The following is a 14,574-nucleotide window of genomic DNA, read 5'->3' on the forward strand; positions in this document are numbered from 1 at the left end:
TAATTGATTTTTTAATCGTGTTTAAAAATTACTTTGGAAATATAGAGTTCATCTCCTTGAACAATTGTACTCGAAGGCTGCCCACAATCGCAGACAAATCGGTGAAAATGAACAGGAAAATTCTTCTGGCAATGTTCACAATAGGCAATGATATCATTTACCACAACCTCCATTTCCATATTCCGGTAATGGGTGTTTTCAGTGATAAAAGCGTCAAAAGCATTTTGGATCAGCACAGGCTGCACATTGGACAATAGTCCTGCTGTCACCTGAATTTTCTGGATATCATCCACCCTAGTCTCGTAATGCGAGGTCAGGGTATCGAAGATATCCTTTACTATACTTAGCTCGTGCATGGGTATATTTTAATAAATCAATAAAATAAATTTAGAAAAGAAATTACGACTTTTTCGTTCAGCTTCCGTCAAAACCGAAAGCCCAAAATTGTTAAAATGGGATTTTTATTTGCTCAAAAAGCAGGAACCGTGCGATGGGAATCGGTTCAATATCCAAAACATGTAGATAACGGTAGTCGTTTTGCAGCGTCGAAGGCAGTAATTCATGCCATAGTAAATCGACCATAGCCACCCAGCGATCCGTTAACCAATCCTGATTATTCTCAACATCCAGTTCTGCGATAGATTGCAGCGATGGATATAAAGGATCTAAATCTGGATTGTCTATTTTTTGAGGGGTCGAGGGTAGAAAGTTATCCTTATTCGATTCAGTTTTTAGGGAAGAAATGTTATGGTGAGAACTATCACTTTTCAGTACAACACTGTTTGCATTTAAACTTTTAAATGAAACAAACAGAACTGTAATTAGAAAAATAAAGTGCTTCCACATAGCTGTAAACTAACAAAGTAACAAGTTTCCCTTTGAAAACAACACAAAGTTACTACCGATCAAACAACAAAAAGTAGCACAAATCTTGAATTTTATTTCACAAAATAGGAAAAGTCCAAAGAAAATTCCATAATTCTTCATATATTAAATTAAAATTTGGTTAAAGCGAGATTAAAATGATCTTAGAGGTATAAATTGACGATTTTGGCACAAAAAATTAAAACAGTTTTAAGCGATTATAACCATCGTCCCTGGCCTATACTAACTAGCCCTTGGCGTTACTATCAGGAATGGCTTGATTTACTTTTTTTACATTTTCAAGTCGATTATGAGCTACTCCGGCCATTAGTTCCTGCCGAATTGCAAATCGATCAGCACAAAAGTCTATGTTATGTATCTTTGGTTGCTTTCAAAATGAAAAATATCCGTCCCAGAAATTTGCCTGCATTCCCACCCATTTCGGACTTTTATGAGATCAATTTACGTACCTATATCGATCAGGATGGTAAAAAGGGTGTTTATTTTATCAATATTGAAGCAAGCAAATACTTATCCGCATTGGTCGCAAAAAAATTATCGGGTCTGCCTTACGAAAAGTCCACTATGTTGCGGGATACGCAAGGGTATCATAATCTTAACCAAGAAAGGGGCTTTAGGTTAAAAACGATCTTTGCCGTGACCGATAAGATTAAAATAAAATCAAGCCTTGATACCTGGCTTACCGAACGCTATTGCCTTTACCTGGACAAACCCGATGGAATATATTGTTTCGACATCCATCATCCGGAGTGGCCGTTGTTTTCAGTGCAATTGCAAGAATGTCAGTTGGACTATAAAACAGGAGGTATTCATCTCCATAACGAAAATATTGCGCTGATACACTACTCTCCAGGTGTACAAGTACTGGCCTGGGACGCTGTAACGATCAAGCCCCACCAACCATAACAATAATACCTACATTCACGTTTTCTCGGCAAATTCATCTGCCAAAATGCAAAACCCCAGGAGAAAACTATACTTTCCCATGGGAGAATCTTCCGTCCTCCGGGGGTGATTTGTTTTTTTCTTAAGGGAATCTTCCGCCCTCCGAGGGGAATTTGTTTTTTCCTTAAGGGAATCTTCCGTCCCCCGAGGGGAATTTGTTTTTTCCTTAAGGGAATCTTCCGTCCCCCGCGGGGAATTTGTCTTTTCCTTAAGGGAATCTTCCGTCCCCCGAGGGGAATTTGTTTTTTCCTTAAGGGAATCTTCCGTCCCCCGAGGGGAATTTGTCTTTTCCTTAAGGGAACCTTCCGTCCCCCGAGGGGAATTTGTTTTTACCCCAAATCTAGGACAGAGAAATCTGAGTAACAAACTATGGGATTAAAGACGATAGATCAAGTTTTTAGCAAAAAACAAATTGAAACTCAATAAAAAAATAGGGTAAAATTCCGCCAAAAAGTTTTTCGTGCCTCCTGAATTTTGGCGGAATTTTACCCCTACTATTATCCTTTAATTTTGTATACAACGCAAAAAAGGCCTGTACGACTGATCATGTACAGGCCTTCATATTATTAATCACTTGTCAGGCGTCGCTACTGTGCTTTGAGATTACATTAGCAAGCAGTGCTTCGTCCAGTTATCTGTGTAAATCAAAACGATCCAACTCCATCACTTTATTCCAGGCAGCGACAAAATCCTTAGCGAATTTTTCTTTCGCATCAGCACTACCATAGATTTCAGCAACAGCTCTTAATTCAGCGTTAGAACCAAATACCAGGTCCGCGCGTCCAGCAATCCATTTCTTTGCGCCCGTTTTACGGTCTGTTCCTTCAAAGAGTTCCCTATCCTGCGAAACGGCTGTCCAGGCTGTTCCCATATCCAATAGATTCACAAAAAAATCATTGGTCAACTGTCCGGGGCGCTCGGTCATAACACCTGTTTGAGAACCATCAAAATTAGCCTGCAATACACGCATTCCACCGATTAAAACGGTTAATTCTGGAACGGATAAGGTCAGTAATTGCGCTTTATCAATCAATAATGACTCTGTCGAAACCGTGTAGGCACCCTTTCGATAGTTTCTAAATCCGTCAGCAATAGGCTCTAGATAACCCATCGATTCTACATCAGTCTGCTCTTGGGAAGCATCCATGCGTCCAGGATTAAACGGAACTTTGAGGTCATGGCCGCCAGCTCTGGCTGCCTGTTCGATCGCTGCCACACCGGCAAGAACAATTAAATCAGCCAACGATACTTTTTTCCCTCCTTGTTGTTTACCATTAAAATCCTGTTGGACCTGCTCCAGCACTGTAAGTACCTTTTGCAATTGCGTCGGGTTATTAACCTGCCAGTATCGTTGTGGCGCCAAACGAATTCGAGCTCCATTTGCGCCACCGCGCATATCCGAACCGCGGAAAGTAGATGCCGAAGCCCATGCTGTGGTCACGAGCTCCGCTGTGCTAAGACCTGACGCCAAAATAGCTGCTTTTAAATCCTCAATATCATTTGCGTCAACCAAGACATGGTCTATGGCAGGAATAGGGTCTTGCCATAGCAATTCTTCACTCGGCACTTCTGCCCCCAAATAACGTTCTCGTGGACCTAAATCACGGTGCGTTAATTTAAACCATGCACGCGAGAAAGCATCCGCAAAAGCATCCTGATCTTCATAGAATTTACGGGAAATCTTTTCGTAAACGGGATCAAAGCGCAAAGACAAATCCGTTGTCAACATCGTCGGCCTACGTTTTTTATTCGGATCAAAAGGATCAGGAACAGTAGCTTCCACTCCCTTGGCTACCCATTGATGAGCGCCTGCAGGACTTTTTGTAAGCTCCCATTCATTTTCAAAAAGGTTTTTAAAAAAGAGGTTTGTCCATTCTGTGGGTTTTTGGGTCCAGATCACTTCCAGGCCACTGGTAATCGCATCAGTACCTACTCCGGTACCATAGCTGCTTTTCCATCCGAGCCCTTGTTGTTCGATACCAGCAGCCTCTGGTTCCTTGCCGACATTGTCCGCAGGTCCGGCACCATGCGTCTTCCCAAAAGTATGTCCTCCGGCAATTAGGGCAACAGTTTCCTCATCATTCATTGCCATACGCCCGAAAGTATCTCTGATATCCTTTGCAGCTGCAATTGGGTCTGGATTTCCATCCGGCCCTTCCGGATTGACATAAATCAGCCCCATCTGTACCGCTGCCAAAGGTTTCTCAAGATTGCGGGAATGTTGTTTGCCATCTGCATCATCGTCCGCTGATAAAACACCATGCGACTCAACCACACCTTCAGAGCCATGCGCATAACGGACATCACCACCTAACCAGGTCTTTTCAGATCCCCAGTATACATCCAATTCCGGTTCAAAAGCATCCACACGACCTCCTGAAAAGCCAAAGGTTTTAAATCCCATTGATTCCAACGCAACATTTCCCGTTAAGATCAATAAATCTGCCCAGGAAATATGCTTACCATATTTTTGTTTGATCGGCCACAACAGCCGACGGGCCTTATCCAAGCTAACATTGTCCGGCCAACTATTTAAAGGAGCAAAGCGCTGCTGTCCGGATCCTGCACCGCCGCGGCCATCACTTACACGATAAGTTCCTGCACTATGCCAGGCCATCCGAATAAATAAGGGACCATAATGTCCAAAATCTGCTGGCCACCAATCCTGTGAATCTGTCATTAGTACATGTAAATCTCTTTTAACGGCCTCCAGATCCAACTGTTTGAAAGCTTCAGCATAATCATAGCCTTCGTCCATAGGATTTGATTTTGTCGCATGCTGTCTCAAAAGATCAACACGAAGTCTATTTGGCCACCAATCTTGATTCTGAGTTCCCCCTCCCGCAACGGCGTTGCGCATCGTTCCATTGTGAAATGGGCATTTGCTAATGTCTTTTTCGTTGTTGTCCATATTAAAAGAAAGTTTAATTATATAATATCCTAAATGATCAAATTGTTTGACTTTTACTTTCATAAAATTAAACATATATGCGATCCCGAGCTCATCGAATGATTCGATATAATATAATCAAAATCTATAAATAGGACTACACACTATAAACAATCCCCAGTACAACTACCTTGATGTAATATTTACCTCCATCGTTCGCAACAATTAAAAAACAAAAAACACTCTTTTTTTATTCTATGAATAGAAAGAACTAATATTCATTTGTCATGGGGGAGTTATCCACATACCTAATCAGTGCATTTATCGGTATAAGTCTGGCCGCGGCAACCGGCTTCCGAATTTTTATGCCACTATTTTTATTAAGTTTAGGCTGTCGTCTCGAATTGTTTCAGGTGGGCAATGAATGGGCTTGGGCGGGTTCGAATTTGGTCCTGATTACGACAAGTATAGCAATGATTGTTGAAATTGCTGCTTACTACATCCCAGGTGTGGACAATATCCTGGACACAATTTCTATTCCCTTGGCAACGATTGCGGGAACATTACTATTTGCGGTCCAGTTTACCGATATTTCTCCGTTTTTCCGCTGGTCAACGGCCATTATTGCTGGCGGGGGAACTGCTGCAACAATTAGTACAGTACTGGCTGGTACTAGAGCCGCATCTTCCATCGGTACCGCGGGTCTTGGCAATTTTATTATTTCGACCATGGAGACCATTGGTTCCTCCGTCTTGACCATTCTGGCCATATTCGTTCCTTTTATGGCTATTTTGGTCGTTCTAGCACTATTTTATTTCTTCGGAAAATTTGGAAAAAAACAGCTACAAAAAAAACTCAAAAAAACATAAAAGAGGTCAATGCGCCCGCATCGACCTCTTTTGGAGTTGCTGTTTAGCTACTTGTTGCCGATTATTTAGTCAATAATGACTTCTTGTGGTCTTTTCACCTTGTCAAGATCCTTAGGGAGAATGACTGTTAGTACACCATCTTCAAAACTGGCATGTACATTATCTGTAAGCACCTGTTCATTTAATTGAAATTCACGTTCAAACGCAGTGCCCAAATGCTCTTTATAGATATAAGCTGCCGCATCGTTGGCATTTTCTGTACAAGAAATCGTTAAGATTCCCTCATTTATACTGACCTGAAATTGCTCTTTCTTTCGGCCGGCGGCAAACACCTGCACTTCGTAGAACTCGGAATTTTCGGAAATATTCACAGGAACAAATTGCTGTCCTTCTCCGCGCTGCCCTGCTTCGCCTTCAAAAAAATGCTGTTGAAATTTTTCAAAACGGTCTTTGAAATGCTGACCGCAAAATCTATTTTGATTTGAATATCCGCTGGAATAATGATCTCTTTTAAACATGTCTTTATTTTTTTAGTAATGAATATTGTGTATTGAGTAATGAGCAGCCCAAAGGACTTCACTACTGTCTCTATTTATGTTATTTGGTTTTCTACCAGGTCCTGATTAGTACACCGGGACGATTGTCGCATTCTTATTCCGTTGTTGTTTGTATAAAGGAACGATTGCACTATTCGTCCTCGACGCACTGTACATTCCGGGGTGGATCGGAGCCTTGTCCATTTTAAATGAACGCATTTCTCTCCTACGCATTTTGGCCATTGCAAAGCTTCCTATTCCGAATAAAATCGTTGCAACCAACAACAGCTTAAAGATCGCTCCCATAATCAAGCTGGCTAAACCCACTATTACCGTCAATGCAATCAAGCGGGGTAATATAAATCGAATTTTATTTTTCATTTTTTCTTTAATTTAATTGTTCTTTAAACCCAAAATCTGTCAATCCACTTATTGGTAATCCTATTCGTTATCCGATATACTTCTTTCGTTGTCAATTTCTCAACCCGTATCATTGTTTTATATCGCTAGTAACAGATCATCGCGTCCTGTCATTACCTTTACAGTGTTTCTTCAGCTCTTGGCATAAAAAAAGGCGCCTTTATAGAAGAAGACGCCTGTACCAGGTTTTTACTTTAAAAAATTTTATTTTTTTCAGAATCCACATCGTCCATTGAAACGACGTTTCCATTCCTCACGCAAGCGCTCCCTTTCCTCTTCTGAAAGATCTCCATGGCGGCCCATATCAGAGGGGAAATTTTTACGGAATCCGCCCCTTCCCGACTTACCAAATCCACGTCCAAATAGAATACGTGATAGCAAAAACAGACCAAATGCCTGCCAATAGCTAATAGCTTTCAAATTGAAAATATCACACATCAATGTATTCCACAAATATTGTAATAAGGCTACCAGCAAGAAAACTCCAATGATAATGGCAACAAATACAAAAGCAAATTTGCCTTTTCCCTGTCTTCTCATTCTTCTATTCATAGCTATATTGTTAAAATTTTAATTCTTCGTATAAGTTCCGCAAACGTAAACGCAGATGTTTTACAGCATAACCCTTTCTGCTTATTATCGTTTTTAGATTTTCATTCTCCATCTCGGCAATCTCCTGCAATGTTTTATCTTCAATTTCATTGAGCATAAAAACCCGACGTTGCTTTTCTGGCAATTCTTCCAGCGCTTTCATCAATTCATCCCAGAAAATATCTTTGAATAATTTGAGCTCCGGGTTGTTCGAATCATCGGCCAGCAGAAACTGACGTATCGGAAAGGCCGTATCCACTTCCTCTCCATCCCCCACTAAATCATCAAGTGATTCATCTTTCTTTTTTCGGTAGCTATCGGTAATCTTGTTTCGAGTGACAGCATACAACCATGCCCCGGCATTTTCAAGTTCGTCCATATTGGTCAAACGGCTGAATTGATACCAGACCTCCTGCAAGATATCCTCGGCATCTTCCGTTTTTTTGACCTTTCCTTTTACAAAACGCAGCAATTGACTCCCATAAGTCTTGACGATGTCTGTAAATGATCTGGAGTTTTTTTCTGCCATATGATTTTGGTATGCAATGTCCATAGCCACATAGACGAACCAACAACGCTTTTACTCTAAATTATTTGCATCTGTATATTTTTTTTCCTGTGATGCAGCTATCAGATTTATTAATCGTCTGTATTTTTTAAGCGACATTCATGAGCTCAATCGTTCGATTCATCCGGCGTAAAGAAATCACGATGGTTACATGAACATACAGGTTGTTGTTTAATAGGATTACTTGCGTTTATCCCGGACAACCTTTCCTTTGTCTGTAATAAAGATAAAACGATAATTTGGGAAATTACGGATTATTTTCTTCCCTTCTTTTTCACCCAGCACCATAATGGAAGTGCTCAGTGCATTGGCTATTTCTGCCGACGGGCCATAGATTGTCACCGAAGTCAGTCCCGTAGCTGGGTATCCGCTAATAGGATTAATAATATGAGAATAACGTTTCCCTTCGATTTCGGCATATTTTTCATAGCTGCCTGAGGTAGCGACAGCCATTTCATTTAGACGAAGAACCTGGACCATCTGATGCGATTTGAAGGGGTTGTTCACCCCAATCTTCCAGGGCTCACCATTTGGTTGGCTACCCCAGGTAGATAGATCCCCGGAAGCATTGACGATTCCGGCAGTGATTCCACGGGCTTTCATGATCTCCCGTCCCCGATCGGCGGCATAACCCTTCCCGATCGAGCCAAAGCCAATCTTCATGCCCGGAAGTTCCAAGAAAATAGTCGAAGCAGCACTATCCAAAACAATATGTTTATAGCCAACTTTGGCAACCGAATTTCTGATCGCATCCTCAGAAGGCATTGTATCCATGCTGCCATCAAACTTCCATATTTTATCTAAAGCGACAATGCTAATATCAAAGGCTCCTTGTGAATTCCAGCTGTATTGAATTGCCCTTTTAGTCAGGTCAAATACTTCCCGATCAACTTTAACAGGTTTAATCCCCGCATTGCGGTTGACCTCCGAAATCTGCGTATATGGACGCCACTCCGAAATCAGGTTTTCGATACGTTCAATCTCTGCGATGACTTCGACAATATGCTGGTTGGCCTTTACGCTATCCTGATCAACTAATGTGATCTCAAAAACAGACCCCATAAGGGTCACCTGTTTTTTGAGCAATACCTGTGAAAAACCGTTAACGGCGGCTATCAACCAAAATACTGAAATCAGTAGAAACTGCTTATAATAATCCATTACAAATTGTTATAACAAATAAAAATATAAGATTGTGAACCTTTTCAGGCAAAGTTCAAAATCAAAACCAAATAACGATTATGCTCTTCCAAGTGTCCAACAACATAACGGTTACAGGCGATTCTGCAGCATATCCTCATGCGATTACACACCATATAATTTGTTTCATACCCGAATCTAGTAACAATCTGTCAGGATCTGACCATTTTCTTTGTAGATGCTGATCGATTTGCCTGTACTTACCAGCAGTATCTCGTTTAAAGTTGCTTCGACATCCTGTTGCATACGAAGTGAACCACACAATAAGATACAGCCTTGCTGTTCGAGCAATTCAACAAAGTACGTACCGTCCTGACGGATCAGATCCATCACATACTGCCCCTGCTGTTCCCGTGAAAAAGCCAGCTGTACATCGTTCAGCTGTCCCAGTTTTTTTTGTGCGTCGGTAAATTCCAGATATTGTGTTGTGATCTCATTGTTCTTGCGGAAGCCTGCATAGAGTTTGACGGGTATTTTATGCTGATTTTCCGCAATCATACCCAAAAACGGTGCAATACCGGTTCCATTTGCAATCAACGCCACAGCAGGTGCTGTCTTGGGAAAATGAAAACTTGGATTGGCCATGACACGCGCTTCCAGAACCTGATCAGCTTTTAGTTGGTATAGAAATCCCGAGCCAAAACCATCAGGAAATAGCTTGACGACCAATTGAACCATTCCGTCCTTGCATCCAATGGAATAGAAACGTTCCCGTTGATCCTGTGCCGGATAGATGGCCAACAAATCTCCAGACAGCACTTTCATTTTTCCAAGTGGCTTTAATAAAAGTGTAAAGGTACTGTTGCTCTCCGAAACAGTTGATCGGGCAATCACTTTAAATTTCTTCAATCCAACAACTTTGAAGCTGTATATCGCTGGAGCAGAAGCTAAGGCAATATTGGTATGTTCACTCCAATGATGTACCCATGCAATCAGTTCATCAACACTTTTGTCATTGACCGTATGTGGGTCTATCAGTCGGGAGGCCCATACTTGCTGACTGAGCAACTTGTCTATCGCATATGCATAGGCACAAAAATCAGGGTACGCTTTCGATCCAAAACCGAGAACAGAGAAATTAATCGACTGCTGCTGTGGATAGGCCAATAGCTTTTTCTCAAACTGAGTCGCATTGGAAGGCGCTGTTCCTAGACCGTAGGTGGACGTAAACAGCAAAAGATGTTTTGCTTTTGGAAAATACTGATAGTGGTTCATCCCGAGCAAAAGTGATTTTTTACCATCAGCCAATAGCTGTTTGTGAATCTGATTGGCAAAAAACAAAGTACTCCCATTTTCAGTACCTACCAGAATAACAATTTCGGCGTCAGCTGCCTTATACTTATTCTTAATCTTTGTTCGCGTACGTTTGAAGGTAATGACAAAACCCGTATAAATAAAAAACACAATATTCAGTGATGCAAGCCCCAAAATGATGGCCCATATCATATTGGTTTTACCGGTGTGAAGATCGAGCGAAAATTGTTCTGCAAGTGCAGTAAAGGGATACTTGACTTCTTTATGTGCGGCACCATTCAATTGATTTACTGTCAACTCCCGGTCTTTCAGTTTGAGGACATAATATTCGTCAGGATCTCCTTCCATAAAAGGGAACTCCACCTTCACGACATCGTTAAGTTTCGTTTTTTTAAAGATCGAAAAATCTGCTATCGCCAGCTCCTCGGTCTCATTTTCCTTCACCGGATATTCAACCGTTTGATTTGTCTTCTTTAACAGTTCGATTCGGACCATAAATAAATAGGTCCCTGTCAAAGCCAAAATTAAAATGGGTATCAGAAACAACCGCCCTGAAACAACATGAAAATACTGTGCGAAGAAATCCCGATTGATCTTAGCAAAGAAATGTCGAACGCCCTGTTGACGTTTGATAATCAACACCAAACCTGAGATAGTAATCAAAAATAGTAGAAAAGAAGCGATGCCGATAATGATTCGGCCTGTTACCTTTAAGAATAAGGAACGATGCAGTGCTGTAGTCCATTGAACAAACTGTGTTTTGTTCTTTTGTGCACCCAGATATTTGCCGGTTTGCGGGTCAATATACCCTTTTACAGTATTTCCCTCAGCATCTATGGCGTCAATGCTCACAAATTGATTGTGGTCGACCGAAATTTCAATAATTTCAGGATAAACCTTTCGCAGACCGGTAATGGTCTGCGAAAGATCCAAAGAACCTATATTTTCTATTCGATAGGGTGGCATTTTTTCATTGACGGCGTCAATAGCCAAAATTACTCCCGTGACCGATAATAATAGTAAAAAAACAGAAGAAACAAGAGCTAAGGCTAAATGTGCATACCTCCAGACAGATACCAACATTTTTTCTTATTGTACTTTATTTAATTTGACAAGCTTAATGTATCCCTTACCATTTGCTTTTTCAGTAATAGCCTCTTTTGTTAATGGGATCTCTACATCTGAAGTATGATATTTTTGCTCTTCGACAGCGGATTCAAAGCGAAGTTTATACCCTTTGTTGAATTTAGACTCATCAATTTCCAAAGTACGCATCGCACGGTCACCGCCACCAACAGAAGCACCGGTCACTGCGCTCAGTTTTTCTTTGGTTTTAGCCTGAAATTTATACCACTCTTTCAATGTATTATACCATTGTTTATCTGGCCCCAATACAGCAAGTGTTTTTTCGTATGCTCCCTTCGGGAATATGAGTGAAATAACGACATAAGCTCCTTCTCCTTGATAGGCGTTCATTTGGATCATACATTTATACTTACCCGTTTGGGCAAATGTGCTGACAGAAACTGCAGAAAACAAAAGTGTGATTAGCGCGATTTTAATTATAGTATTCATCTTATTATTTTAAAAAGTCCAACTGTACATTTCCTTTTGACAAAAAGTCATTTTCTTTAGCCAAATCGTATGCGGTTTCATCAAATTCGGTTTTCAGTTCTTTATTTGCTCCTAAAGCGACCAATCTCTTCAATAATGAATCGTCTTTCGCAATCAAAGCAGCTTTATGTAGTGCGGTGGTTCCGTCTTTATCCTGTGCATTGATATCTACCCCCAATTCGCTTGCTTTCTGAATGAGGTTTGTGCTTTCCTTAGCGACAGCAAGATGATAAAGTGTACTACCATTTTTCTGGGGTGCGACAACATCCAATCCACCAGCTTTAAGCACAGCTAATTTTTCTTTAAAATCATCTATGTACGAGCTATTGGATTGCGCTCCTTGTTGTGGACGTCCACCTTGTGGGGTTTCCTTAAAAGAATTAAACCAGTAAACGGCTAAGTTATTACCGTCTTTATCCAACAATTTGGTATCAGCACCGTTTTTAATTAAGAGTGCTGCGACCTCAGCTGTACCATTACCCACTGCCTTGGTCAATGCGGATTCACCTTTCTCATTCACCGCATTCACATTTTTCGCTTTGGAGAGTAGCAGTTCCACTAATTTTGCGTCCTTGCCATTTGCCGCAACCATAAGGGCTGTATTGCCCTCGTTATCTGCTTTTGCAACATCAACCCCTTTTTCTAAAAAGTAATTGATCACCGCCATATCTGGGCGACGCACCAAGGCATGCAATAAAGTCGCACCGTCTTTATTAATGGCTTTAGGATCCAATTTTAGTTTCTCTACCAAATAGGTATACGTGTCCAAGCCATTTGAAACCTGTCTTGATCCTTGAGTAGAAAAAAATAATGCATTGTTTGTCGGTTTTACACCACGGGCAATAAACTTTTCGACCAAGGCCATGTTACCCAATTTTGCCGCATAATCTGTTACGGTACGCCCATACTCATCTTTATCTTGTATAGAAAGCCCCTTCTTGATAAAGTAATCTGTCAATGCAAGATCTTTATCAGCAGAAGCCGCCAACATCATTAACGTAGCTCCACCTTCATATTTTTGTTTAGGATCTACTCCAGCTTTAAATAAAGCCTCATAAACAGCGGTATTGGTATTTCCTGTCGACGCTGCATAGGCTACGATCGGGTAGCCATGACTATCCTGGTAGTTCACATCGGAACCTTTTGCAATGAGATAATCCACCAATTCAGCATTACCACTTGAAGCCGCCCAATGCAGATAACTCCGGCTATGGTGGGTTTTCTTAGTGACACTATTTCCTTCTTGTTCGATCATGAATTTGACAACATCAGTCGGGGCTCCATTTAGGATTGCCATCGTTACAGGATCGAAAGATGCCGCATTTGGTTGTGAAGGACTATTTCCTTTTGTAATCTCTTCCTTAACGGTAGCCAAAGTAGGTTTACCTTTCCAAAACTCACCATTCATCAATGAATTTGTCTGTGCCTGGGCATAAGATGCCGCTAAAAGTAAAGCTGCTAAAAGTGTCTTTTTCATTAGAACGTATTTTTATTAATAATGAAGTCATCATGAACAATCGCTATCCCCTACCTTTTTGTGAATATCGTATGGCTCTTGCCAACCTCAGCTGGATTCAAATATTAAACCGAAGAACTAATATCTTATTTAAATTAATTCTAAATTACTGCAAATCTAAAAAATATTCTGGTACTAAAAAATTAATACGGGCGAAATTTGCTCGGTATGCGTCACTTTGCTTTTTTATCCAAACGATAAACTCCACTTGCAAATCCAACAAAATTATCTTAGTTTACTTTAACACTAAGGAAGCAACATCATGAATATGGTATCGTCCAATCTTTTTTCAATACGTTCTTTTGAAGGTAAACCAGCCCATAAACTCTTCTATACTATATTTAAACCTGAGAACCAAAAGGTACTAGGAACAATATTGATTGTTCATGGCATGCAGGAACATAGTGGGCGCTATCAAATGCTTGCCGATCATCTGGCTAACCGTGGTTTTGCTGTACTCCTTTATGATCAGTTGGGGCATGGGAAAACGGCCGTGAATGCGGAAGGGTTGGGGTATTTTCAACAATCTGATCCAGCGGAACAACTTGTGCAGGACGCGTTAACAATGAGTACTGTATTACAACAAAGCTACCCCGATCAACCGCATTTTATCTTGGGCCATTCCATGGGATCTTTTGTGACCCGATGTGCCTTACAACAAGCGGGAGATCGTTTTAAAGGAGCCATAATCGTAGGGACGGGCGGAAGACAAAAGGGATCCACAGCTTTTCGTACGCTATTGGCTGTACTGAATTCCCTTGCCCCCAAAAAACGCAGTAAATTAATCAACGGTATATTTGACAGGCGTAATAATTCCGGATTTAAGAATGAACCCAACCAAAACAATAGCAATTGGCTAAGTGTCAACAAAGCGAATCGCATGGCTTTTATTGAAGATCCACTATGCGGTGGTTTGTTTACCAACAATGGTTTTTATACGGTATTGAGTCTATCGCTACGAGCGACAGACAAAGAGCTGACAAAACGCATCCCAAAGGGTTTACCCCTATTGTTTATTAGCGGACAAGATGACCCTATTGGTGATTTCGGGAAGGGAGTGGAAGATACTGTCGCCCAATTGCGTACGCAGGGTCAGGCCGATATTACTTTAAAACTATATAAAGGCATGCGTCACGAAATACTCAACGAAGACTGCAGGGAAGATGTCTTTCAATTCATTGATCAATGGCTAGAGCAGCATCTAAGCTAATTGTAGCCAAGTATTTGGGCTAAACAATTGCTGTAACTCAAGCATCTCATCTAGTAGAGATAAAATGGCCCTTAGC

The 14,574-nt window shown here is 41.0% G+C and carries 14 protein-coding genes; 3 read left to right on the plus strand and 11 right to left on the minus strand.

From position 1 onward, the window contains the following. Window positions 1-11: 11 nt before the first annotated feature. Both B4G94_RS07675 and B4G94_RS07680 read right to left on the minus strand, forming a co-directional pair. A complete protein-coding gene (locus B4G94_RS07675; RefSeq protein ID WP_165306244.1) occupies window positions 12-356 on the minus strand; it encodes a hydrogenase maturation nickel metallochaperone HypA in 345 nt (114 codons plus the stop codon). Between the two features lie 91 nt (window positions 357-447). Beyond that, window positions 448-846, minus strand: coding sequence for a hypothetical protein (locus tag B4G94_RS07680; RefSeq protein WP_108632393.1), 399 nt, complete (start codon window positions 844-846; stop codon window positions 448-450). Window positions 847-1,050: 204 nt separating this feature from the next. Between B4G94_RS07680 and B4G94_RS07685 the strand changes: the two genes are divergently transcribed. After that, a complete protein-coding gene (locus B4G94_RS07685) occupies window positions 1,051-1,791 on the plus strand; it encodes a YqjF family protein (RefSeq protein WP_286858097.1) in 741 nt (246 codons plus the stop codon). Window positions 1,792-2,461: 670 nt separating this feature from the next. On the opposite strand, the gene katG is transcribed toward B4G94_RS07685, so the two are convergent. Next, window positions 2,462-4,741 (minus strand): catalase/peroxidase HPI, encoded by a 2,280-nt coding sequence (katG, locus tag B4G94_RS07690; RefSeq protein ID WP_286858099.1) that lies wholly within the window; start codon window positions 4,739-4,741, stop codon window positions 2,462-2,464. A gap of 266 nt (window positions 4,742-5,007) precedes the next feature. On the opposite strand from katG, the gene B4G94_RS07695 reads away from it, so the two are divergent. Further along, window positions 5,008-5,589 carry a DUF4126 domain-containing protein gene (locus B4G94_RS07695; protein ID WP_108632395.1) on the plus strand — a complete coding sequence of 194 codons (582 nt, stop codon included), beginning with the start codon at window positions 5,008-5,010 and terminating at the stop codon, window positions 5,587-5,589. A gap of 65 nt (window positions 5,590-5,654) precedes the next feature. Here the strand turns inward: B4G94_RS07695 and B4G94_RS07700 are convergent, their stop codons facing one another. From B4G94_RS07700 to B4G94_RS07735, 8 genes are all read right to left on the minus strand, one after another. After that, entirely contained in the window at window positions 5,655-6,107 is a 453-nt protein-coding gene (locus tag B4G94_RS07700; protein ID WP_165306241.1) for an Hsp20/alpha crystallin family protein, read from the minus strand. 105 nt (window positions 6,108-6,212) lie between these two features. Beyond that, entirely contained in the window at window positions 6,213-6,506 is a 294-nt protein-coding gene (locus tag B4G94_RS07705; RefSeq protein ID WP_286858102.1) for a hypothetical protein, read from the minus strand. A 252-nt stretch (window positions 6,507-6,758) separates the two neighbouring features. Continuing rightward, window positions 6,759-7,097, minus strand: a complete 339-nt coding sequence (locus tag B4G94_RS07710; protein WP_286858104.1) for a hypothetical protein — start codon at window positions 7,095-7,097, stop codon at window positions 6,759-6,761. A gap of 10 nt (window positions 7,098-7,107) precedes the next feature. Continuing rightward, window positions 7,108-7,665 carry an RNA polymerase sigma factor gene (locus B4G94_RS07715; RefSeq protein ID WP_286858106.1) on the minus strand — a complete coding sequence of 186 codons (558 nt, stop codon included), beginning with the start codon at window positions 7,663-7,665 and terminating at the stop codon, window positions 7,108-7,110. 219 nt (window positions 7,666-7,884) lie between these two features. After that, on the minus strand, window positions 7,885-8,865 hold the full coding sequence (locus B4G94_RS07720) for an FAD:protein FMN transferase (protein ID WP_286858107.1): 981 nt from the start codon (window positions 8,863-8,865) through the stop codon (window positions 7,885-7,887). Window positions 8,866-9,042: 177 nt separating this feature from the next. After that, on the minus strand, window positions 9,043-11,241 hold the full coding sequence (locus tag B4G94_RS07725) for a PepSY domain-containing protein (protein ID WP_286858108.1): 2,199 nt from the start codon (window positions 11,239-11,241) through the stop codon (window positions 9,043-9,045). Window positions 11,242-11,247: 6 nt separating this feature from the next. After that, the gene (locus B4G94_RS07730; RefSeq protein ID WP_286858109.1) at window positions 11,248-11,733 is read right to left on the minus strand and encodes a DUF2271 domain-containing protein; all 486 of its coding nucleotides are present in this window, start codon (window positions 11,731-11,733) and stop codon (window positions 11,248-11,250) included. Between the two features lie 4 nt (window positions 11,734-11,737). After that, window positions 11,738-13,249 carry an ankyrin repeat domain-containing protein gene (locus B4G94_RS07735; RefSeq protein WP_286858110.1) on the minus strand — a complete coding sequence of 504 codons (1,512 nt, stop codon included), beginning with the start codon at window positions 13,247-13,249 and terminating at the stop codon, window positions 11,738-11,740. Window positions 13,250-13,550: 301 nt separating this feature from the next. Here B4G94_RS07735 and B4G94_RS07740 point away from each other — a divergent pair, with 301 nt between their 5' ends. Further along, window positions 13,551-14,498, plus strand: coding sequence for an alpha/beta fold hydrolase (locus B4G94_RS07740; protein WP_286858111.1), 948 nt, complete (start codon window positions 13,551-13,553; stop codon window positions 14,496-14,498). The last annotated feature ends 76 nt before the right edge of the window (window positions 14,499-14,574 follow it).

It is taken from the genome of Sphingobacterium sp. UBA7625 (assembly GCF_002484085.1).
In the GTDB taxonomy this organism is placed as follows: Bacteria; Bacteroidota; Bacteroidia; order Sphingobacteriales; family Sphingobacteriaceae; genus Sphingobacterium; species Sphingobacterium athyrii.

What these genes read in the sequence shown, in the direction of transcription:
- B4G94_RS07675 (WP_165306244.1), bottom strand. Translation starts at nt 356, where the DNA reads ATGCACGAGCTAAGTATAGTAAAGGATATCTTCGATACCCTGACCTCG.
- B4G94_RS07680 (WP_108632393.1), bottom strand. Translation starts at nt 846, where the DNA reads ATGTGGAAGCACTTTATTTTTCTAATTACAGTTCTGTTTGTTTCATTT.
- katG (WP_286858099.1), bottom strand. Translation starts at nt 4,741, where the DNA reads ATGGACAACAACGAAAAAGACATTAGCAAATGCCCATTTCACAATGGA.
- B4G94_RS07695 (WP_108632395.1), top strand. Translation starts at nt 5,008, where the DNA reads ATGGGGGAGTTATCCACATACCTAATCAGTGCATTTATCGGTATAAGT.
- B4G94_RS07700 (WP_165306241.1), bottom strand. Translation starts at nt 6,107, where the DNA reads ATGTTTAAAAGAGATCATTATTCCAGCGGATATTCAAATCAAAATAGA.
- B4G94_RS07705 (WP_286858102.1), bottom strand. Translation starts at nt 6,506, where the DNA reads ATGAAAAATAAAATTCGATTTATATTACCCCGCTTGATTGCATTGACG.
- B4G94_RS07710 (WP_286858104.1), bottom strand. Translation starts at nt 7,097, where the DNA reads ATGAATAGAAGAATGAGAAGACAGGGAAAAGGCAAATTTGCTTTTGTA.
- B4G94_RS07715 (WP_286858106.1), bottom strand. Translation starts at nt 7,665, where the DNA reads ATGGCAGAAAAAAACTCCAGATCATTTACAGACATCGTCAAGACTTAT.
- B4G94_RS07720 (WP_286858107.1), bottom strand. Translation starts at nt 8,865, where the DNA reads ATGGATTATTATAAGCAGTTTCTACTGATTTCAGTATTTTGGTTGATA.
- B4G94_RS07725 (WP_286858108.1), bottom strand. Translation starts at nt 11,241, where the DNA reads ATGTTGGTATCTGTCTGGAGGTATGCACATTTAGCCTTAGCTCTTGTT.
- B4G94_RS07730 (WP_286858109.1), bottom strand. Translation starts at nt 11,733, where the DNA reads ATGAATACTATAATTAAAATCGCGCTAATCACACTTTTGTTTTCTGCA.
- B4G94_RS07735 (WP_286858110.1), bottom strand. Translation starts at nt 13,249, where the DNA reads ATGAAAAAGACACTTTTAGCAGCTTTACTTTTAGCGGCATCTTATGCC.
- B4G94_RS07740 (WP_286858111.1), top strand. Translation starts at nt 13,551, where the DNA reads ATGAATATGGTATCGTCCAATCTTTTTTCAATACGTTCTTTTGAAGGT.